This window comes from Pseudomonas sp. Leaf58 (assembly GCF_003627215.1).
Taxonomy (GTDB): domain Bacteria; phylum Pseudomonadota; class Gammaproteobacteria; order Pseudomonadales; family Pseudomonadaceae; genus Aquipseudomonas.
In genome coordinates this window covers 5,271,101-5,292,091 of sequence record NZ_CP032677.1, presented here as the reverse complement: position 1 = coordinate 5,292,091, position 20,991 = coordinate 5,271,101, and the positions used below count along the sequence as shown (strand labels likewise).

Sequence of the window (20,991 nt, the reverse complement as noted above, 5' to 3'; positions counted from 1 at the left end):
CCGCCGCCGCACCCAGACGGAGAACACCATGTCCCAGGACCGCAACGATAAGACCCGGCGCCAGTTCCTCGCCACCAGCACCGTGATCGGTGCCGCCGGCGCGCTCTGGTCCGCATTGCCCTTTACCGGTTCCGCTTACGCATCCACCCAAGGAGGCTCCATGACCGCCGATCTGATTCTGTTCAACGGCAAACTGCACACCGTTGATCGTGAAAAGCCCACCGCGACCGCCGTCGCCATCAAGGATGGCCGCTTCATCGCCGTGGGCAACGACGCCGAGGCCATGGCCCACAAGGGCGCCACCACGCAGATCATCGACCTTAAGCAACGCACCGTCATCCCCGGCCTGAACGACTCGCACCTGCACCTGATCCGTGGTGGCCTGAACTACAACCTGGAGCTGCGCTGGGAAGGCGTGCCGTCGGTGGCCGATGCCCTGCGCATGCTCAAAGACCAAGCCGCCCGCACGCCGACCCCACAGTGGGTGCGCGTGGTTGGTGGCTGGAACGAATTCCAGTTCGCCGAAAAACGCATGCCGACGCTGGAAGAGATCAACCAGGCCGCACCCGAGACCCCGGTGTTCCTGCTGCACCTGTACGACCGCGCGCTGCTCAACCGCGCCGCGCTCAAGGCCGTCGGTTACGACAAGAGCACTCCGAACCCGCCGGGTGGCGAGATTCAGCGTGACAAGTTCGGCAACCCGACTGGCATGCTGATCGCCCGCCCCAACGCGATGATCCTCTACGCCACGCTGGCCAAGGGGCCGAAGCTGCCGCTGGAGTATCAAGTCAATTCCACCCGCCAGTTCATGCGCGAGCTCAACCGCTTGGGGTTGACCAGCGCCATCGATGCTGGCGGTGGCTACCAGAACTTCCCCGACGACTACTCGGTGATCCAGGAACTGGCTGACAACAACCAGCTGACCGTGCGCATCGCCTACAACCTGTTCACCCAGAAGCCTAAGGAAGAGCTCGACGACTTCCGCAAGTGGACCTCCAGCGTCAAGCTGCACAGCGGCACCGACTTCCTGCGCCATAACGGCGCCGGCGAAATGCTGGTGTTCTCTGCCGCCGACTTCGAGGACTTCCTCGAGCCACGCCCAGACCTGCCGCAAACCATGGAGCAAGAGCTGGAGCCGGTGGTGCGCCACCTGGTCGAGCAGCGTTGGCCGTTCCGCCTGCATGCCACCTACAACGAATCGATCACGCGCATGCTCGACGTATTCGAGAAAGTTAACCGCGACATCCCATTCAACGGCCTGCCGTGGTTCTTCGACCACGCCGAAACCATCACCCCGCAGAACATCGAGCGTGTGCGTGCGCTGGGCGGGGGTATCGCCATCCAGGACCGCATGGCCTTCCAGGGCGAGTACTTCGTCGACCGCTACGGCGCCAAGGCTGCCGAGCAAACCCCGCCAATCAAGCGCATGCTCGATATGGGCGTGCCGGTGGGGGCCGGTACCGACGCCACCCGCGTGTCCAGCTACAACCCGTGGACCTCGTTGTACTGGCTGGTCAGCGGCAAGACCGTCGGTGGCATGGAGCTGTACCCGGAAGGCCTCAGCCGCGATACCGCGCTGCAGCTGTTTACCCAGGGCAGTGCCTGGTTCTCCAGCGAGCAGGGCAAGAAAGGGCAAATCAAGGTGGGCCAGTTGGCTGACCTGGCGGCATTGTCGCTGGACTTCTTCAGCGTTGATGAGGAAGCGATCAAGGGCATCGAATCGGTGCTGACCGTGGTCGATGGCAAGGTGGTGTATGGCGCGGCGGAATTCGACAAGCTTGGCCCACCGCAGGTACCGGTGCTGCCGGAGTGGTCACCGGTTGCCAAGGTGCCAGGGCACTGGCGCGTCGGTACCCCGTCGCTGGCTGCAGCCGTGCACCAGTGCTCGGGGCCTTGCGGGGTGCATGCCCACAGCCATGACAAGGCACGCAAGTCGAGCGTGCCGGTCAATGACTTCCAGGGCTTCTGGGGGGCGCTGGGGTGCTCGTGCTTTGCGTTCTAAGCTGAGCTGATACGAAGAAGGGGCCATTTTTTGGCCCCTTTTTTGTTTCTTCAGTGCCGGCCTTTTCGCGGCTAAACCCGCGCCTACAGGGGCTGCACAGCCTTCAGAAGCTGCCTTTGAGTGGGTATTCGATGATCAGGTAAATGCGGTCGATGTCATCGCCGGCTTGGGCCTGGTTAGCCCGGTGGCTGACATGCGAAAACGACAGGCTCAGGTCCTTGGCGGCGCCCGACTGCACCACGTACCTCAGGTCGATGTCGCGCTCCCAGTGCTTGCCACCCTGGCCTTGCTGGCCTGCGTAGGCGCCATCGGCCGGGGCGTGGCTACCGTCTATGCCACGGCCGCTGACGTAGCGGCCCATCAAGCTCAGGCCGGGGGCGCCGAGGGTGGCGAAGTCGAGGTCGTAACGCAGCTGCCACGAGCGCTCGCCGGGGCCGTTGAAGTCGGCGTACTTGATCGAGTTGGCCAGGTAGATGGAGTCGCCGCCAACGAAATCGAATGGCGTGTCACCTTCGACCTTCTGGTAGGCCACGCTCAGCGCCTGGGCGCCGAAGCGGTACTTGGCCAGCAGGCTGTAGGCGAGGGTGTCGATTGCTCCGGCGCTGGCGTTGCCGGTGTCGCTGGTCTGGTAGATATTGCCGTCCAGGCGCCAGTTGCCCTCGGCCAGGTTGAGGTTGAGGTAAGCCTGGCGCCAGGTGTCCTCCAGTTGCCCGGCGTACAGCGCGCCGCCGAAGGGGCCCGCGGGCGTGAACGTGGCGCCGGCCAGGCTGATAGCACGGTGGTTGGTGGTGGCGCCGTAGCCGCTGAAGTCGTCGTGGCTGGAGCTGTTGTCCTGATTGTTGAAGGCAGTGAAACGCCCGGCCTGCAGGTGCCAGTCGGGCAGGTCGCTGTTCTCCAGCAACCAGCCGGCGGCGTATTCCGGGTGCAGGCGTTTGTCGCCAGTGTCGAACACCGGCGTTTCCACGGTCATTTCGCCGTAGCGCAGTTGGGTGTTGCCTAGGCGCAGCTTGAGCGCGGCACCGGCGCTGGAGTAGTCGGACGCGGCGCGGTCATCGCTGTCGCGCGGCAGCAGGCCGGTGCCGGCATGGCCGCGGCCACCGTCGAGCTTGAGGCCGAGAAAGCCATGGGCATCGATGCCAACGCCGAGGGTGCCGTCGGTGAAGCCGGAGCGGACTTCCCCGATGAAGCCCTGGGCCCATTCCTGGCGGTAGTTCTGGCCGCTGCCGGAGGGCGAGCGGAAGTCGCTGTGCAGGAAATAGTTACGGCTGAGCAGCGACCAGCCGGGTTCTTCGGCCTGGCTGAGGGCCGGGCACAGGGCGAGGGTGGCGAGCAGGGCGCGGCCTGGTCCGTGAGTGGCGCGGATCATGGGGGCTCCGAGGGGGATGATCCGGGACTGTGGATGAAGGATAGGCCAGGGGTCTTGTAAGGGTGTGCTGGGGGGCTTTTTGGCCCCAAGATTCAAGCCATGTCGCAGTCCGCAAACTCCTCGGCCAGATGATCGATCAGCGCTCGCACCGACGGTAGCAGCCCCCGCCGCGACGGGAAAATCGCATGCACGATGCCACAACGCGGGTGCCAGCCCGGCATCAGTTCTACCAGCCGCCCGGCTGCCAGGTCTTCGCGCACCGCCACCCGCGGCAGGTGGGCAATACCCACCCCAGCCACCACGAAATGGCGCAAGGCGAACAGGTCGTCCGTCACCATGCGCGGCGTGTGCGGGATGAGGATGCTGCGGCTAGTGTCCTCGCCCTGGAACAGTTCCCACTGGTACTCACGCTGGGCGCTGCCCCAGTGCAGGCTGGGCAACGTGCCGAGCAGTTGGGGGGTGAAGCCGTCGGGCAGTTGCGCCAGGTACTGCGGCTGGCCGACCAGGCATTGGGTGCTGTTGCTCAGCACCTTCATCACCATGTCGGTGTTCTCCAGCGGCGGAAAGCGCACCCGCAGGGCGATGTCGAAGCCCTCGTGTAGCAGGTCGACGCGGCGGTTGGTGCTCTCGATGAACAGTTCCACCTGCGGGTACTTGAGCATGTAGCGGGTCAGCATCGGCCCGACCCAGGAATTGAGCAGGGTAGTCGGGCAACTGATACGCACCAGGCCACGTGGCTCGCTGCGGTTGCGCTCGATGATCTCTGCCGCGCCCTCGGCCTCCACGCGCATCGCCAGGCAGCGGTTGTAGTAGGCCTGGCCAATTTCGGTGAGTGAGCAGTGGCGGCTGGTGCGGTGCAGCAGGCGCACGCCCAGGCGGTCTTCAAGGTCGGCGATGCGCCGGCTGAGCTTCGACTTGGGCATGTCCAGCGCCCGGCCAGCCGGGGCGAAGCCACCGTGCTCGACTACCTGGGTGAAGTAGTAGAGGGAGTTGAGGTCTTCCAATTATCGGTCTCCGAGTGGTGGGTTGCCTGCGCTGGCCTCTTCGCGGGTAAATCCGCTCCTACAGGGCTATGAGGTCCTTGTAGGAGCGGGTTTACCGATATCAAGGGAGCTGCAACTCTACAGGCATGCACTCGAAGCCCTCAATCCGCATCCGAATCAAACAACCGCTCCAACTCCACCCGCGCCTCCTTGGCCGTCTGCATCACCTTGGCCCGGTCATCGCGTACCTGCCCTTGGGCCACCAGCACCTCTTCGTCATGCTGGGTAAACCGCTTGATCCGGTCCGCCGCCTGCTCATCACTCAAGCCCAACCCGACCAGCGCCCGGCGGGTCATCTCCAAGCTGGAGTAGAAGGTCTCGCGAATCGGCTCGGCACCCACATCCACCAGCTTGTGCACATGCTGGCGGTTACGCGCGCGGGCCAGCACTTTCAAGTGTGGGTACAGGCGTTTAACCCGCGCTGCCGTATGAATGGCAGCTTCCGGGTCATCGATGGTGATGATGAAGTACTCCGCCTCACCCACCTTGGCTGCATGCAGCACTTCGGGGCGCAGCGGGTCGCCGTAGAACACTGGTACCTGCTCGAACATGCGCGTCATCTCGATGGCATCCACCGACGTTTCCAAGGCAATGAACGGGATCTTCTGGGCGCGCAGGATGCGCGCGACAATCTGGCCCATGCGGCCCATGCCGACGATCACCACCCGGGGTGCATCAGTGTGGATCTGCTTGTACTGCTCGGGCACTTCACGCGCTGGTTGCGGGCGCTTGAGAGCGCGGGCACAGCCAATCATCAGCAGGGGGGTGATGGCCATCGACAGGGTAATGGTCATCAGCAACAGGTCGTAGGTTTGGGTATCGAACAGGCCCTGGTCCTTGCCCAACTTGAACACCACGAAGGCAAACTCGCCACCGGCGGCCAACACCATGCCCAGGCGCAACGCGCTGGCGCTGTTCAGGCCGCCAGCCAGGCGGCCGACGCCGATCAGCAACACCAGCTTCACCGCCACCAGCAGCAGGGTCAGGCCCAGCACCACCAGCGGCATTTCCAGGAGCAGGCGTAGGTTGGCGCCCATACCGACGCTGATGAAGAACAAGCCCAGCAGCAGGCCTTTGAACGGTTCGATCTGCGATTCCAGCTCGTGACGGTATTCCGAGTCGGCCAGCAACAGGCCGGCGAGGAAGGCGCCCAGGGCCATGGAAATGCCGGCTTCCTCCATCAGCCAGGCAGTGCCGATCACCACCAGCAGCGCAGTGGCGGTGGACACCTCCGGCAGGCCGGTGCGGGCCACGGTGCGGAACACCGGGCGCAACAGATAGCGGCCCCCGACGATGACCACGGCGATGCTGGCGAACACCTTCAGGCCATGCTCCAGGCTGTCGCCATGGCTGGTGTCAGGGCCACTGGCGGCCAGCAGCGGGACCAGGGCGATCAGCGGGATGGCGGCGATGTCCTGGAATAACAGGATGGCAAATGCCAGGCGGCCGTGCGGGGCGTTGAGCTGTTTGCTCTCGGCCAGGCTCTGCAGGCCAAGGGCAGTGGACGACAGCGCCAGGCCCAGGCCGAGCACGATGGCCGCTGGGAGTGTCTGGTTGAAGCCAAACAGGGCAATGGCGCCGATCAGCGCGCCGGTCAACAGCACTTGGGCGGTGCCGACGCCGAACACCGACTTGCGCATTAGCCACAGGCGCTTGGGCGACAGCTCCAGGCCGATGATGAACAGCAGCAGCACCACACCCAGTTCGGAAATGTGCGCCACGCTTTCGGTGTCGCGGATCAAACCTAGCGCCTGTGGGCCAATGGCAACGCCCGCGAGCAGGTAACCAAGCACCGCCCCCAGTTGCAGGCGCTTGGCCAGGGGGACGGCGAGGACAGCGGCAAGCAAGAAGATCACCGCGGTTTGCAGAAGGCTGCCTTCGTGTGGCATCGGCTCGTACTCCATGAGCTGCCGGGGCAGCGTTAGATCAGTTTGGCGGACAATTCTGGGGGTTAAGCCAGCGGCAGACAATCTGCTGCCGGGAAGACACATTGTCCCTATGACGGTGACAGTCTGTGCCGGCCGCTTCGCGGGCAGGCTCGCGAAACGGCCGGCGCAGGTCGCACTATTCACTGCCACCAAACTGCGCCCGATACTGCGCCGGTGTCATGCCGATCCGTTCGCAGAACACCTTGCGCAAATGCCGGTCACTGCCAAACCCGCACTGCGCCGCCACCACCTTCAACGGCAGGTCGCTGCCTTCCAGCAGCTTGCGCGCCCGGTCGATGCGCGCGTTCTGTAAGTACTGCAACGGCGTGATGCCCACCTCGCGCTGAAACGTGCGGGCGAAGTTGCGGCTGCTCATGGCCACCAGGTCGGCCATCTTCTGCACGGTGAACGCCTGCTCGATATGGTCAACGATGTACGCCTGCACCCGGGCAATCGGCGAATCATCCCGCGGTACCGCAGCCAGCAGCGGCCCGTAGGGTGTTTGCCCGCCCGGGCGATGACGGGCAACCAGCAGTACCTTGGCCACTTCCAGAGCCAGCGCCTTGCCGTGGTCCTCGGCCACCACCGCCAGTGCCAGGTCGATGCCAGCGGTGATACCGCCCGAGGTGATCAGGCAGCGGTCGATCACGTAGATCTGCTCGGTCTCGACTTTGGCTTCAGGGAACACCTGTGCCAGGCGCTCCACGTAGTTCCAGTGGGTGGTGCAGCGGTAGCCGTCCAGCAGCCCGGCGCGGCCCAGCAGGAACACCCCGGTGCAGATGGCACCGAAGCGCTTGGCCCGACGCACGGCCTGGGGCAGCCAGCGCTCGATCCCGGGCAGGGCGATGTCATAGGCCCCCGGGCCACCGGGTACCAGCAACAGGTCGACGGCCTCTGGCAAGTCTTCGAGGCGCAGGTCGGCCACCACTTTCAGCCCGCATGAGCCGCGTACCGCTGCTTGCCCCTCGGCCAGGGTAAGCAGCCGGTATTGCCGTTCTGCAGGCAAAAACCGGTTAGCGATGGCGAATGCATCCATGGGGCCGGTGACATCCAGCAACAACACATCGTTGAACAGCACCATGGCCACGGTGCGGTGGGCGGGTTTTACCTGCATACCTCTTTCGCCTTGAATACCGGCCGCCTGCAGCGGCCTGAAGAAGAATACGAAACGCATCTTAAGGTATCGGCAAAACAGCCAGGGCCAGCAGTGCAGATTTAACAACAATTCAGGTTTGGCTCAGGACTTTGTCATGGGCCGGGGGCGAGACTTTCTGCATTGAACAGGAGAGTCGCCATGCACCTCGGGACGCCCCAAGAGCCACTGCAAACCCCCGGCGCACTGACACCCGCACGGTTGCGCCGAGCCAAGGAATTGATGTTGCACAGCCCGTTGTCGATCATCGAGATCGCCGGCTTATGCAGCCTTACCCGCAGCCATTTCTCCCGCGCGTTCAAGGTTAACACCGGCCTTTCCCCACAGGCCTGGCGCCTGCAGGCGCGCATGGAAAAGGCCAAACGCCTGCTTACTACCCAGGTGCCGATCACCCACGTGAGCCTGGAATGCGGTTTTTGCGACCAGGCCCATTTCACCCGCGCTTTCAGCCGCCTGGTCGGGCAGCCGCCCAAGGCCTGGCGCCAGGCGCAGGTGCTTTCTTAAACCCAAGCTATCCGCCGGTATAACCCCTGCGGACAGTGCCGGGCCATTTTCCCAACCCAAGGAGTCACCCCATGAGCCAACCCGATTACAAGCGCCTGAACAAAGACGACGCCGTGGTACTGTTGGTCGACCATCAGACTGGCCTGATCTCGCTGGTGCAGGACTTCTCGCCCAACGAGTTCAAGAACAACGTGCTGGCCTTGGGCGACCTGGCCAAGTTCTTCGGCCTGCCGACCATTCTTACCACCAGCTTCGAGCAAGGCCCGAATGGCCCGCTGGTGCCCGAGCTGAAAGAAATGTTCCCGGACGCGCCGTACATTGCCCGCCCGGGTCAGATCAACGCCTGGGACAACGAAGACTTCGTCAAGGCGATCAAGGCCACGGGCCGCAAGCAACTGATCATCGCTGGCGTGGTGACCGATGTGTGCGTGGCGTTCCCGACGCTGTCGGCGCTGGCGGAAGGTTTTGAAGTGTTCGTGGTGACCGATGCGTCGGGCACCTTCAACGAAACCGTGCAGCAGGCGGCGTGGGTGCGTATGACCCAGGCCGGCGCACAGATGATGAACTGGTTCTCGGTGGCCTGTGAGCTGCATCGCGACTGGCGCAATGACATTGAAGGGCTGGGTAACCTGCTGTCGCAGCGGATTCCCAACTACCGCAACCTGATGAACAGTTATGCGGCCCTGAGCGCCCGTTGAGATAAACACTTCGCGGGTGAGCCTGCTCCAACAGGAAAGTGCCTGTAGGAGCGGGCTTGCCCGCGAATTGGCCGCTACAGGCTACGAGTGCTGCACGGGTAGAGTAAAGCGAACCCGGCACCCACCCAGTTTCGACACCAGCGCCTGCAGCTGCCCGCCATGGGCCTGCACCACCGAATTACAGATCGCCAAACCCATCCCCATACCGCCCGGTTTGGTGGTATGAAACGCATCGAACACACGCTCGCGCTCATCTGCTGCGATTCCTGGCCCATTGTCATCGACGCAGACTTCTACGCCGTCGCCGACGACCGCCGAGGCAATCCGCAGCACACCATCACTACGGTACCCCGCCAACGCCTCCAAGCCATTGGTAATCAGGTTGAACACCAACTGCTGCAACTGCACTGGATCGGCCATCACGCTTACCCCTGCCTGCAACTGGGTTTGCACGTCCACCGTGCCCTTGGCAGCATCGGCCGAGGTCAGGCGCACCACCTCGCGGATCAGTTGGTCCAGTGGTACCGCCTTGTGTTGCAGTGGCGATTGCTTGGCCAGTGAACGCAGCGCGCGCACGATGTTGGCGGCCCGTTCGCTGTCGTTGCGGATGTCTTCCAGGCCGGCAATCGCCTCGTCAAGGTCAGGCTTGGCGCGCTTCAGCCAGCGCAGGCTGGCAGCGGCATTGGCGGCAATGCCCAGCAGCGGCTGGCTGATCTCGTGGGCGATGGACGCCGACAGCTCATTCATCACCTGCAAGTGCGCACTGCGCGCCAGGTCGGCGCGAGAGCGGCGCAGTTCGGCCTCCATCTGGGCGCGGGCTTGGTTGTCTTCGGCCAGGCGTGTGTAGAACTTGGCGGTTTGCAGCGACACCGCCGCCTGCGCGGCAAGGATTTCCAGCATGGCCAGGCGCTGGCTGCCGAACAGGTTCGGCACCAGGCGGTTTTCCAGGTACACCAGGCCAATCAGCACGCCCTGGATCACCAGCGGCAGGCATAGCACCGAGCGGGCGTTGCGCGCTTGCAGCTCGGGGCGGAAAGCCTCGGGGCAATCGCTAAGGGCATCGTTGAGCACCAGTGGCTTGCGCGTGCGCATGGTGGCGTTGATGATCGACAGCGGCGCCTGGGTCATGAACTTCTGGCAATTGTCCATGCTCACGTGAAGCCCGGTGTTGTCGATGTAGGCGAGGGCCGCCATCTGGAACTCGGCACCGCTGACGATCAGCAGCGCGCCATGGTCGGCGCCGGAGTGCTGGGTGAGGTGGCCCATCAGGGTTTCGATCAGGCCTTCGAGCAATACTTCTTCGGACAGCGCCCGTGCCGCCTCAATGCCGGCTTCCAGGTCCAGCTTGGCCTGGGTGGCGCGGTAGGTCTCCTGGATCGGCTGGGTGCGCAGGAATGGGTGCAACGCCTCCAACTGGTGCACCTTGCCGGTCGCACCCCAGATATGAAAGCAATCGCGGGCAATCCGCAGGTGCAGGTTGGCGCCCGAGATCAGCCCGTTGGGGATGCACACCTCGGCCAGTTGTTCGTGGGCCAGGGCCTGCTCGTGGATGAAGCCAGCGGCGGTGGCGGCGATCTGCGCCTGGTCGAAGCAGCGGATGGCGGCCAGGCCGTCGCCTTCGAGCTTGGCGATCACGCCCTCGATCAGCAACAGCTTGTTGCGGAAGGTGGCCGGGTTGAAGCCGGCCCAGCGGGCGAAGCGTTCGCGCAGCGCTTGCAGTTCGCTGAGCTTGTCGGTAAGGCCGCCCGGCGCTTCGGGGCTGCCCAGCGACAGGCCGCGGAACAGGTGATAGTCGGCCAGGTTGATGTGCGCCGGTGCCGCCCAGGTGTTGTCCCCGGCCAGTGCCAGGTTGCGCATGGCCTGCGGGATATTGCCCAGGTAGAAGGCGCCCATGCCGGCGAACAGGTAGTGGAAGAACCGCGTGGTGGGCGATTTCGAGGCTGCAGCCGCGGCCGGGCAGGGCGTGCCGCTCAAGTTGGCGACGAAGGCTTGCTGCGCCTGCAGGATCTGCTCGACATCGCGGTAGCCGTAGCGCCGCACGGTAGCCAGGCCTTGCGCCACTTCCTCGACCACCTCCGGCAGGTAGCGGCCCATGAACAGCGAGTCGGAAACCAAGTGGTTGCAGGCATAGCAGTTCATCGCCAGGTCGCCGCTCAGGCGCGCTGAGTCGAGCGCATCCAGCGCGGTGCGACGGGCGAATTCCATGGGCGAGGTCCAGGCGCTGACCTGGTCCAGGGCCAGCAGCGCACTGGTCAGATCAGCCTCGAAACCGTGCCGCTCGCTCAGCTTGATCGCGGCCAGGCAACAGGCATGGCCGTCATGGTAGGCGCCGAAGCGCTCGGCGATCATCACCCCGTACCAGGCCATGCCGTAGGTGCTGCCCGGTGCAACGCCGTGCAGCAACGACAGCTCCATGAGCTTTGCCAGGTGCAGGAAGCAGATGTCGTCCTTTACGAAGAACGATGACGACAGGGTGGCCAGCAGGCTGATGGCAACCGTCACCTCCTCCGAATCGGTGCGCGGCAGCGACGCTAGGCAGTGCCGGCCTTGCTGCTCGACCAAAGCCTGTACCTGGGCATGGCTGGCCTCGACTTGCTGCCAATCGAGGCCCCGCACCGGGCTTGAACCTAACAAGTCCAGGCCGGATATAGCACTGTCGACGGCCGCCTGATAGTCGCCGCGCAGGGTATACAGCCGCGCCTGCAGCCGGCATACCCGCGCCTGGTCCAACGCTGAGCGTGCGCGCTGACGGCATTCAGTGAGGCGGGCCTCGGCCGCGATCATTCGCGACAGCTGCATGTCGCACTCCACGGCCATGCAGGCGATGGCAAAACCATGCGCGGCGTGGCTTTCACGCGTGCAGTGCTGGTTTAGCAGCTGCTCGGCCGTGTGCAGGTAGCCAGCGGTCTGCTCGAAGGCGCCGCTATCGCGCGCGCGCAATGCTGCCTCGCGTAGCAGCTGTAGCAGCCGTTCGCAGTCATCCGCGGCAAACCCGCATGGGCTGGCGCGTTGCAATTGGTTGGCGAGCTCGAACAACACTTCGTGCACGTGGCCCGGCCAGGCCCGCAGCATGGCCAGGGCGATGCGTGCATGCAGCGCGCCGCGCTCGCCCACGGGCGTGAGTGCATAAGCAGCCTCCATTACTCGCTCGTGAGCGAAGCCCAGGCCATTCTGGCCCTGTTGCAGGAAGCCCGCGCCCAGCAGGGCTTGCAATGGTTCGCTCGGCGCTTGGGCAAGTAGCTGGCGCAGCAGGCGCTCATCGCAGTGGCTACCCGCCGCGCTGGCAACCCGCAGTAGGTTGCGCTGGGGCGCTGGCAGGCGCGCCAGGCGGTGGATCATCAAGTCGGCGACATTGTCGGAATAGCGGTGCCGGGCCACGGCCTGCAGGCACCAGGTCCAGCGCATGGCCTGGATGTCGAAAGTGAATAGCTGGTCCTCGACCATGGCCCGGAGGATCTGGTTGATGAAGAACGGGTTGCCCGCCGTCTTATCATGCACCAGCTCGGCCACTGGCTGTGCGTCTGCGGTGCTGACATGGTAACGCTCGCTGATCAGCTCGGTCACTGCGTCCACGGCCAGGGGCCGCAGGTTCAGCGTGGTGCTGCGTAGCGTTGCGGGTATGGCGAGCGGTGCATTGGTGGCTTGCGCCTCACTACACCGCGCAAGCACCAGCAACAAATTGTCGGGCGCTTGAGCGAGCAGGTGCGCCAGCAGCTGCTGGGTGGCGTCATCCGCCCACTGCAGGTCATCGAGAAACAGTACCAGTGGGTGGCCAGGCTGGCTGAACACCTGCAAAAACTCGACGATGGCCTGGAGTTCCTTCTGCGTCGCCAGGCGTGTGGGCTTGGCCGGCGGCTCGGGCAGGGGGCCGAGGATCAGTTGCAGGTCCGGCGCCAGCGTGCCCAGCAGGTGGCCGTTGCCCTTGATACGGCGCAGGATCTCGTGGCGCAGGATGTCGAGGTCCTGGCTGTTCTTGGCCAACAACTGGGTGGTCAACGTTCCGAGGATTTTGACCCAGGGCGCGTAAGGCACGCCTTGGACCCCGCGGGTGCACGTGCCGACGGCCCAGTAACCATTGGCGTTGGCTTTGAGCGCTGCTGCAACCAGGCTCGACTTGCCCATGCCGGCGGCACCGTTGATGAGCAGGGCTTGTGGTTGGCTGTCGCGGGATACGGCCTTGAGCAGCAGGGCGATAGCCCTCAGTTCGGCACAGCGGCCATATAGGCGCGCGTGGCTGGGCGCGACCGGGTCAGCGCAGCCTGGCGCGAAGTCGGCCATGGTCTTGCTGGCGGCCCACTGCCGCTGGCAGTGGCCCAGGTCCACCGCCAGGGCGCGGGCACTCTGGTAGCGGGCGTCCGGCTCTTTGGCCAAGGCCTTGGCCAAAATCCGGCTAAGCGGTTGCGGCACGTCGTTGTTCACCTCGCAGGCTGCCCGCGGCTGCACGCCAGCATGCAGCTGGCGCCAGTGCTGGGTATCGCGCCCGGCCAGTGGCAGTTCGCCCAGCAATAACTGGTAGAGGATCGCGCCCAGGGCATAGATGTCACTGCGTCGGTCGCTGTTGCTGCCGTGCGGGCATACCTGCTCCGGCGCCAGGTATGCCCAGTTGCCGCGCGGCGTGCCCTGTTGGCGGATCAGCTCGGTGGGGTCGGCGCGAAAGCAACCTAACCGCACCCGCTGGTTAGCGTGCAGGCACACATGCTCTGGCCGTAGCGCGCCGTGCAGAACATTGCCTTCGTGGGCCTGCGCCAGGGCATTGGCCGCGTTCACCGCGATGTCCAGAAACGAGGCCAGGGTTACCGGGCCTTCAGCGATCAGGTCGGCAATGGAACGGCCGGCTGGGTATACCAGCAGCGGGCCTTCGGCTGAGCGCACGAACGCCGAGGGCAGCACCGCCCATTGCGGGTCCAGTTGCAGGCGGTAATCACGCTCCAGGCGCTGACAGGCGGCGGGGGCCTCGACGGGGGCGCGCACGGCGACCCAGGCCTGGTGGGTGGCAGGGTCGCGCAGGCGAAAGTAGCTGAGCTCGCCTTCCTGGCCCAGTACGCTGATGTCGCACCGGTTCAGCCAGCCTTCATCGACCGACTGGTCGTAAGCGATAGGCCTGTGGGCAAGGCGTTCATCGAGCATAAAGCACCCCTGCTGGCGGTATCCGGACGTGCGAGTATACGCAGCCGGCCCAGTACGGATGCGGGCTGCAGCCCGCTTGGCAGGAACGAGCACGCTGTTGTCCGTTATCGTACCCAGTGGGCAGGCGGGCTTTTGTATAGTCCTAGGTCCAACCTATCCCTCGGGATAATTGTTTGAACGCGTACGCTGGCCTAGGCTGCCCGGGTCTGCAAAAACGCCCGTGCCCGTGCGAGGAAGCCATGATCCGAATAGGCAATGCCCAGGTGTCGCTGGAGCGGCGTGAAGCCTTTGTAGAGGGCAAGCCGATACCGTTAGGCGGGCGTGCGTTCGAGGTGCTGGCCACGCTGATCAAGGCCAAGGGCCGGGTGGTGGGCAAGGATGAGCTGTTCAGCCAGGTGTGGGCTGGCACGGTGGTCGAGGACAACAACCTACAAGTGCAGGTGTCCTTGCTGCGCAAGGCCTTTGGCGACCGCGGCCTGATTCAGACCGTGCCACGCCGGGGCTACCGCCTGGCTGCCGAAATCAGCCTCGAAGTCCCTGGCAAGGCGCTGGGCAAGTCAATCCTGGGCGCGGTGGCCGATACTGCCGAGCCGCTCGACGGGCACTTGAGCGTGCCGGTACTGGTGGTAGACGACGACCTGTCGGTGCGCACGGCGTTGGGCCGTCTGCTACGTTCGCAGGGCATCCCGCACTATTTGTTTGCCAGTGCCGAGGCCCTGTTCGAGGCCCGCCTGGAAACCCCCTATGCCTGCCTGCTGCTGGACATGCACTTGCCCGACACCAGCGGCCTGGAGGTACAAGACGCGCTGCGTCGGCTGGCGCTGCCATGGCCGATCGTGTTCATGACCGGCTTCGGCACCATCCCAATGACTGTCCAGGCCATGCGCGCCGGGGCTGTGGAGTTCCTGACCAAGCCGTTCGACGAAGACCAGTTGCTGGCGCTGCTGCAGGTGGTGCGCGTGCGAGCCGTGGCCGAAGGGCGCAAATGGCGCCATGCGCGGCAGGTCGAGGAAAAGTACCAGCGCCTGACCCAGCGTGAGCGCCAGGTGTTCTCGCTGGTGGTCGGCGGCCTGTCGCACAAGCAGATCGCCAAGGAAATCGGCACCAGCGAGGTGACGACCAAGGTGCACAAGAAGAACATCATGAGCAAAATGCAGTCCCGCTCGCTGCTGGAGCTGGTGGCGATGCACAACGTCATCGACGCACGGCCTGAGGGCTTGGGCGGCGCATGAACAGAGGGGTGTGCATCGTCGATGACGATGCGTCGGTGCGCAAAAGCCTGGCCAACCTGCTGCGTTCGGCAGGGTTCGAGACCTTGGCGTTCTCTACGGGGGAGGTGTTCCTGGCCTCGCAGTTGGCGCGCGAGGCAGGCTGTGTGTTGCTCGACCTGAGGATGCCGGGGATGAGCGGGCAGGAGGTGCAGCGTGAGCTGGCGCGGTTGGGGTGGCGCTTGCCGGTGATTTGCATGTCGGCGCATTGGGATGATGGCGCGGTGCAAGCAGTGATGGGCCGTGGGGCGCTGGCTTGCCTGGGCAAGCCATTTTCTGAGGAGGTGCTGCTGAAGGCGGTTGAAAAGGCCTTGGCTGGCAGGCAGTGATGTGCTGCGAAGCAGCCCAAACACTCTAACTGCTCCCCGGGCGATACTGCAGGGCCTCAGCTAGATGTGCCCGGCCAATCACCTCGCAACCCCCCAGGTCCGCCAGCGTTCGCGCCACCTTCAGCAACCGGTGCGCCGCGCGCAACGACAAGGTCAGGCGCTCACAGGCCGCCTCCAGCCAGGCCTGGTCCGCCGCCGCCAAGCCACAATGGCGGCGCAACCCGTTAAGGTCGAGAAACGCATTCGCACACCCTTGCCGCCTATGCTGCACCTCACGCGCAGTGGCCACCTTGGCCGCGACATCGGCGCTGCTCTCGCCGCACGGCTGGTTGTTCAGCGTGGTGCTCTCGCGTGCCACGGTCAGGTGCAAGTCGATTCGGTCCAATAGCGGCCCGGACAATTTGTTGCGATAGCGCGCGATCTGCTCGGTGCTGCAGCGGCAGCGGCCAGTGGGGTCGCCCAGGTAGCCACAAGGGCAAGGGTTCATTGCCGCTACCAGCTGGAAGCGCGCGGGAAACCGCACCTTGTCGCGGGCCCGGGCAATCACGATTTCACCCGATTCCAACGGCTCGCGCAGCACCTCGAGAACACGCCGTTCGAATTCCGGCAGTTCATCCAGAAATAGAACACCATGGTGGGCCAAGGTGATTTCGCCCGGTTGCGGCCGGCTGCTACTGTAGGCTTTCGAATTAGCTGCGAAAGCATTAGGCTAGAGGCCGCAATGCACCGTTTCCCGCTGCTGAAATAGATGCGAAAATTTTCGAATTGGATGCGACAGGATTGAAAATGACTCGAAATAGCTGCGACCAAATCAAGCAGGTTCGTCCTATCAAGCCGACACGTCGTAGCGTCTCAGGTTTTTTGCCATTTCGCGGTGCGGGTGGCGTTCCGTTCGAGTCATTGCTCGAACGCGACTTCCTCAAGCGGATGAGGTTTTCTCATCGGGTTGAGTCGGTGATTGCCCAGCCTGTACGGGTGGACTTTGTGGATTCCCTGGGTCGAGACCAGACGTACACTCCCGATTTTTTGGTGCACTACCGCCAACCGTCAGACGTCGACTACATGTACTACACGAAGCCGATGCTGGTTGAGGTTAAGCCAGCCTATGAATGGCGCAAAAACTGGCGTGCCTGGCTCGGCAAATGGAAGGCTGCGCGACGCTACGCTCGCCAGGAAGGGTGGACCTTCAGCATCTACGATGAATCGCGCATACGTGGACTACCCCTAGAAAACATCACGTTTCTTGAGCGGTTCGAGCGCTTGGACTTCGATCGCGAAGACATCGATATGGTCCTCAAAACGCTCCAGGAGATGGATTTTGCTCCGGTGCACTACCTGCTGGCGCGCCATTTCAAAGGCATCTACCGAGATCGGGGCGTAGCGCTGCTGTGGCACCTGATCGCTACAGGCCGGGTGGAATGTGACATCACTGAGCCTTTAAACGAATACCTTGAGCTTTGGGTGGCCACGCCATGAATCTCTATGAGATCGACACCGACGAACACCTCGTTCCCTTTGAGCCGTCACGGGAGCGTGTACGGGTCGAAGTCGGCGAAATGGTCCGCTGCGATAAGCACATCTATCGCCTGGTCCAGTTGCTCGACTTTCAGAATGTTGTAGGCATCGAGGTTGAGACCGGCCGAAGCGCATCCCTTCGAATTTCTGAGCTGAAGCCAGTCGAGCAAGAGCGCGTTGAAGGTCTGTATGTCAATTATGATATTTCGACGATTAGCTCGGATGAGTGGACTGTCGCCCAGCAGCGATTTTCCGCTATCAAGCCTTTGCTACATGATTCGATAGTTCCGAGAAGCAGCGTTGAGAGTCGGGCAAAGGAAGTCGGTGTAGACCCGGCAACGCTTTACCGTTGGCTGGATCGATACCAGAGTTGGCAGGAGGTGCTGGCGTTGGTGCCTCGCAAACGAGGGTGGCAATCAGGTAATAGTCGCTTGAGCGCTCAAGCAGAACAGCTCATCGAAGAGGTGATCGATCAGCACTACCTGACCCTTCAGCGGGTGACGGTCCAGTCGACAATCAACGAGATTGAATCGCGGGCTAAAGCCATGGGCATCGCTCCGCCTGGTGCATCGGCAATCCGGGCCCGTATCAAACGCATCCCAGAGAAAATCGTGTTACGCAGGCGTGGCTACGCTGATCAGGCTCGTAATCGTCACACGCCTTCTGTAGGGAAATTTCCAGGCGCGGATTATCCACTGGCGGTCATCCAAATGGACCACACGCCAATTGACCTTATCATCGTGGATGACCGGTACCGTAAGCCGATTGGTCGTCTGTGGTTGACCTTGGCGATCGATGTCCATTCTCGCATGATCACTGGCTACTACCTGGCTCTCGAAGACCCCTCCGAGATTTCCGTTGGCATGTGCTTGGCGCACTCGATAATGCCGAAGGAAGCCTGGTTAAACCTTCATAACGTTAGGGGTGAATGGCCGGTTTGGGGCTTCCCTCGCGTGGTCCACACTGACAACGGGCCAGACTTCCAAGCCGAAAACTTCCGTCGCTCGTGTGCGAATTACAATATTGAAAACCAGTTCAGGCCGGTAAAACGACCGAAATATGGGGGCCATATCGAGCGTCTTCTGGGGACATTCATGGCGCAACTGCATGAACTGCCCGGCACGACCCACAGCAACGTTCCCGATAGGAAGGGGTATGACTCCGATAAACATGCCGCGCTGACAATGAGCGAGTTTGAGGAATGGTTGGTCAAGACGATCATCCTTTATCACAGCCAGCCCCACTCAGCGATCTACATGTCACCAGCGCGTAAATGGCACCTCGGTTTCTTTGGCAGTCGCGATGCAGACGCGTTGGTGAGCATTCCACCGCGTCCAGCGGATCAGCTTACTGTTCAGTTGGACTTCATGCCATCGTACCGGCGAACCGTCCAGCATTATGGGGTTCAGCTAGACGTTTTCTACTACTCGGAAGCCCTACGTCACTGGATCGGGACCACAGACCCTGAAACTGGCAGGCCTCGGAAATTCGTATTCAGGCGAGACCCTCGCGATATCAGCGTGATCTGGTTCTACGACCCTGTACTCAAGCAATACTTCCGCGTACCGGTGGCAAACCAAGCCTTTCCGTCAGCGACCCTTTGGGAGTTTCGAGCCGCTAAGAAGCAGGCGGTCGATGAAGGGCGTCAGCACGTCGATGAGGCCCTGATAGCCAGATTGATTCAGGAGCGTCGCCAGCTGGTCGATGCTGCTGCAGCTAACACCAAGAAGGCGCGCCGTGATGCGCAGAAGCATAAAGTGCACAGCAAGAATGTCACGCCAGCACTGCCAGCCAAAGCGCCTGAAGTGTTGAAGCCCACTACTTCTGATGTCGAAGGGCTCTTGCTTGACGACGTAGACCTGCTCGGTGATATCCAATGACTGATTACGCCCACCTGCACGCAGATTTCAGGCCTGTGATGCAAATGTCTGACCGCGATCGCATCCGCTTCATGGGTGAGCCTCGCTGGATTGGCTACCCGGCTGCGCATCACATTCTAGACAGCTTGGAATGCCTGCTGGATGCGCCCAAGCGTGCTCGGATGCCCAATTTGCTGATCGTGGGAGAGTCAAATAACGGCAAGACGACGATTATTCAGCAATTCGACAAGATTCATGGGCAGGGTTATACAAACGATAACGGTGAGCCGGTTAGGCCGCTCATCTTGGCCGAGGCTCCACCCTCGGCTGAGGAAAAAGATCTCTACGTTGCGATCTTGGATCAGCTCTGGATGCCGTACAGAACCACGGACTCCAAGGTCACCCTTCGGTATCAGGTCATTCACGCCTTGCGGCAGCTCAGTGTTCGGATGCTGATCATCGACGAGATCCACTCGATGCTGATAGGGCCTGCGACGAAGCAACGCGAGGTGATGAATGCGATCAAGCTGTTGTGCAACACACTGGTGATCCCGATCGTTGGTGTCGGAACAACTGACGCCGTGCAGATTCTTCATCTCGATGCCCAGCACGCAAGTCGGTTCGATGTCATCAAGCTGGATACCTGGAAGCTCAACGCAGATTTCCAGCGTCTCTTGAAGGCGTTTGAAGCGGTGCTGCCGCTCAAGAAGCCATCCTCTTTGTTCAAGCCTGAATTGGCTCAACTCATTCACTCCATCTCGGGGGGAAATACCGGCGACCTGCATGGCTTGTTGCTGGAATGCGCCAAGGAAGCCATTACGTCCGGTAGGGAATGCATTGATCGGCAACTCATCGAGAGTAAGTCGTGGAAGCGTCCTTCACGTGGCATCCGGGAGCGTGTTGTTTAAGCTCGAAGTGGCCACTCACCCCAGCTCTGTTACCTGACGAGCTTTTCTCGTCCTGGTTGGTGAGAACTGCGCATGCCCATCGCTGCAAGCTGGATGTTTTGACATGTGCGATCGGTGTTGGACCCAAAGTCTGGCATCATGATTTTGACCGGGGCATCAATGCGCTGCAGCTTGCGGCCCTCTCCAGTCTTGCGGGTATACCGTCTCAAGCATTATCAGCGAGCACCCTCTTTCCCATAGCCCAGAGCTTGCATCCAGTGGCCTGGTTGAATCGAAGCAGTGTCTGGCCTTGGTTACTGGTAGCTGGCTGTCGCAAATCAGCCCACGCGGGCGATCTGCAGTCCTGCCCTGTATGTATGACCACGTGCCCATCGCACTATCAGATCCAACATCGTTTGGCCTGGCACACGTGCTGCGTTGTTCACCACGCCCAGTTGATCGACCGTTGCCCGAACTGTCATGCGGCGCTTCAACCCGTTCTGCTACAGCCCACCACCAACCTGTCACACTGCCACCGCTGTCTAGTGGTGTTGGACAGGGCACCTCTGGAGGAAGTGGACCCAAATGCACTGGCGTTCCAGGCATACGCTGATCGGGCTTTCGGTCGAACTGCCTTTTTTGGAGAGGTTGAACTGGCCTTCTGCGACTGGATGTTCATTGCGCGCGTTATGGTCTCCATGATCCAGTTTTTCATACGTCATCCTTCTGCCAGCACGAAGCGCTTTTGCTTTCTGATGGGCCTGGAGGGTGTCGATAAACTACAGCGCTCGACCCTGGGGCTGCCGTTCGAGTACTTGAGTTGCGTCGAGCGCTCTGGGCTGCTCGGGGTGGTTTGGGGGATAATGCAAGCGGGGCCAGAGCGTTTTGTTCTCGCTGCAGCCGAAGCATCCCTTCCGCTTTCGTCCCTGCCGTTACCAAGAAGGTCGAAACCTTTGATTTTGACGGTGTTGTCCACAGCGCTAACCAGGCACAGCTCTCATCAGTGGCCCCATCACGTAGATAAACCAAGCCTGCTTGATGCGGGTACCGTGTTGCGGTCTTGGGAGCGTTTGCAAAGAAGGATTCGTAGAGATGGTATCCCCTGAAACGACCCACGAAGCGGGATGCCATAGCTGTGGTCGCGACATGCGAACAGCCAAGAAAATCTATAAGGGACAGCGCTATTGCGGTACCTGCTACTCGCGGCTATTCAAGCGACGGATGTGCCTCGGTTGTGGTAACCATGCTCGACTTCCCATCAAAAGCCTGAATCCAGCCCTGGATGCTCTCTGCAGTGCTTGTGAGCGGGCGG

14 protein-coding genes and 1 pseudogene are annotated in these 20,991 nt (G+C 62.4%); 9 read left to right on the top strand and 6 right to left on the bottom strand.

Annotation, left to right across the window (positions count from 1 at the left end):
• The first annotated feature begins 28 nt into the window (after positions 1-28).
• Entirely contained in the window at positions 29-2,002 is a 1,974-nt protein-coding gene (locus DV532_RS24520) for an amidohydrolase (RefSeq protein WP_056794056.1), read from the top strand.
• A gap of 103 nt (positions 2,003-2,105) precedes the next feature.
• Here DV532_RS24520 and DV532_RS24515 read toward each other — a convergent pair whose 3' ends face one another.
• The 4 genes from DV532_RS24515 to DV532_RS24500 all read right to left on the bottom strand — a co-directional run bounded on the left by DV532_RS24515 (position 2,106) and on the right by DV532_RS24500 (position 7,453).
• Complete coding sequence (locus DV532_RS24515) at positions 2,106-3,368, bottom strand: OprD family porin (protein ID WP_056794057.1); 1,263 nt, start codon at positions 3,366-3,368, stop codon at positions 2,106-2,108.
• 92 nt (positions 3,369-3,460) lie between these two features.
• Positions 3,461-4,372, bottom strand: a complete 912-nt coding sequence (locus DV532_RS24510; RefSeq protein ID WP_056794058.1) for a LysR substrate-binding domain-containing protein — start codon at positions 4,370-4,372, stop codon at positions 3,461-3,463.
• A gap of 140 nt (positions 4,373-4,512) precedes the next feature.
• Complete coding sequence (locus DV532_RS24505) at positions 4,513-6,300, bottom strand: monovalent cation:proton antiporter-2 (CPA2) family protein (RefSeq protein WP_056794059.1); 1,788 nt, start codon at positions 6,298-6,300, stop codon at positions 4,513-4,515.
• A gap of 175 nt (positions 6,301-6,475) precedes the next feature.
• Positions 6,476-7,453 carry a GlxA family transcriptional regulator gene (locus DV532_RS24500; protein ID WP_056794060.1) on the bottom strand — a complete coding sequence of 326 codons (978 nt, stop codon included), beginning with the start codon at positions 7,451-7,453 and terminating at the stop codon, positions 6,476-6,478.
• 180 nt (positions 7,454-7,633) lie between these two features.
• Here DV532_RS24500 and DV532_RS24495 point away from each other — a divergent pair, with 180 nt between their 5' ends.
• Positions 7,634-7,996 (top strand): helix-turn-helix domain-containing protein, encoded by a 363-nt coding sequence (locus DV532_RS24495; protein ID WP_056794061.1) that lies wholly within the window; start codon positions 7,634-7,636, stop codon positions 7,994-7,996.
• Between the two features lie 71 nt (positions 7,997-8,067).
• On the top strand, positions 8,068-8,694 hold the full coding sequence (ycaC, locus tag DV532_RS24490; RefSeq protein ID WP_004375560.1) for an isochorismate family cysteine hydrolase YcaC: 627 nt from the start codon (positions 8,068-8,070) through the stop codon (positions 8,692-8,694).
• An 81-nt stretch (positions 8,695-8,775) separates the two neighbouring features.
• Here ycaC and DV532_RS24485 read toward each other — a convergent pair whose 3' ends face one another.
• Positions 8,776-13,821: an ATP-binding sensor histidine kinase gene (locus DV532_RS24485; RefSeq protein WP_056794062.1), complete on the bottom strand. Its 5,046-nt coding sequence runs from the start codon at positions 13,819-13,821 to the stop codon at positions 8,776-8,778.
• 239 nt (positions 13,822-14,060) lie between these two features.
• On the opposite strand from DV532_RS24485, the gene DV532_RS24480 reads away from it, so the two are divergent.
• Positions 14,061-15,053, top strand: coding sequence for a response regulator (locus DV532_RS24480; protein WP_056794064.1), 993 nt, complete (start codon positions 14,061-14,063; stop codon positions 15,051-15,053).
• The gene (locus DV532_RS24475; protein ID WP_177339515.1) at positions 15,050-15,418 is read left to right on the top strand and encodes a response regulator transcription factor; all 369 of its coding nucleotides are present in this window, start codon (positions 15,050-15,052) and stop codon (positions 15,416-15,418) included. Before DV532_RS24480 ends, DV532_RS24475 begins: the two co-directional genes overlap by 4 nt.
• A 25-nt stretch (positions 15,419-15,443) precedes the next feature.
• On the opposite strand, the pseudogene DV532_RS24470 reads toward DV532_RS24475, so the two are convergent.
• A pseudogene (locus DV532_RS24470) lies at positions 15,444-16,088 on the bottom strand (ATP-binding protein); the annotation flags it as partial.
• Between the two features lie 257 nt (positions 16,089-16,345).
• On the opposite strand from DV532_RS24470, the gene DV532_RS24465 reads away from it, so the two are divergent.
• The 4 genes from DV532_RS24465 to DV532_RS31300 are packed head-to-tail and all read left to right on the top strand — an operon-like array spanning position 16,346 to position 20,785.
• Positions 16,346-16,894 (top strand): heteromeric transposase endonuclease subunit TnsA, encoded by a 549-nt coding sequence (locus DV532_RS24465; protein ID WP_056796593.1) that lies wholly within the window; start codon positions 16,346-16,348, stop codon positions 16,892-16,894.
• Positions 16,891-18,813, top strand: coding sequence for a Mu transposase C-terminal domain-containing protein (locus DV532_RS24460; RefSeq protein WP_056794069.1), 1,923 nt, complete (start codon positions 16,891-16,893; stop codon positions 18,811-18,813). The genes DV532_RS24465 and DV532_RS24460 overlap by 4 nt, the downstream gene beginning before the upstream one ends.
• Positions 18,810-19,700, top strand: coding sequence for a TniB family NTP-binding protein (locus DV532_RS24455; RefSeq protein WP_056794071.1), 891 nt, complete (start codon positions 18,810-18,812; stop codon positions 19,698-19,700). Before DV532_RS24460 ends, DV532_RS24455 begins: the two co-directional genes overlap by 4 nt.
• Positions 19,658-20,785, top strand: a complete 1,128-nt coding sequence (locus tag DV532_RS31300) for a TniQ family protein (RefSeq protein ID WP_082476723.1) — start codon at positions 19,658-19,660, stop codon at positions 20,783-20,785. Before DV532_RS24455 ends, DV532_RS31300 begins: the two co-directional genes overlap by 43 nt.
• The last annotated feature ends 206 nt before the right edge of the window (positions 20,786-20,991 follow it).

Bases quoted from the DNA above. Each gene is read 5' to 3' on its own strand.
- DV532_RS24520 (WP_056794056.1), top strand. From the start codon at position 29: ATGTCCCAGGACCGCAACGATAAGACCCGGCGCCAGTTCCTCGCCACC.
- DV532_RS24515 (WP_056794057.1), bottom strand. From the start codon at position 3,368: ATGATCCGCGCCACTCACGGACCAGGCCGCGCCCTGCTCGCCACCCTC.
- DV532_RS24505 (WP_056794059.1), bottom strand. From the start codon at position 6,300: ATGCCACACGAAGGCAGCCTTCTGCAAACCGCGGTGATCTTCTTGCTT.
- DV532_RS24500 (WP_056794060.1), bottom strand. From the start codon at position 7,453: ATGCAGGTAAAACCCGCCCACCGCACCGTGGCCATGGTGCTGTTCAAC.
- DV532_RS24495 (WP_056794061.1), top strand. From the start codon at position 7,634: ATGCACCTCGGGACGCCCCAAGAGCCACTGCAAACCCCCGGCGCACTG.
- ycaC (WP_004375560.1), top strand. From the start codon at position 8,068: ATGAGCCAACCCGATTACAAGCGCCTGAACAAAGACGACGCCGTGGTA.
- DV532_RS24485 (WP_056794062.1), bottom strand. From the start codon at position 13,821: ATGCTCGATGAACGCCTTGCCCACAGGCCTATCGCTTACGACCAGTCG.
- DV532_RS24480 (WP_056794064.1), top strand. From the start codon at position 14,061: ATGATCCGAATAGGCAATGCCCAGGTGTCGCTGGAGCGGCGTGAAGCC.
- DV532_RS24475 (WP_177339515.1), top strand. From the start codon at position 15,050: ATGAACAGAGGGGTGTGCATCGTCGATGACGATGCGTCGGTGCGCAAA.
- DV532_RS24465 (WP_056796593.1), top strand. From the start codon at position 16,346: ATGAGGTTTTCTCATCGGGTTGAGTCGGTGATTGCCCAGCCTGTACGG.
- DV532_RS24460 (WP_056794069.1), top strand. From the start codon at position 16,891: ATGAATCTCTATGAGATCGACACCGACGAACACCTCGTTCCCTTTGAG.
- DV532_RS24455 (WP_056794071.1), top strand. From the start codon at position 18,810: ATGACTGATTACGCCCACCTGCACGCAGATTTCAGGCCTGTGATGCAA.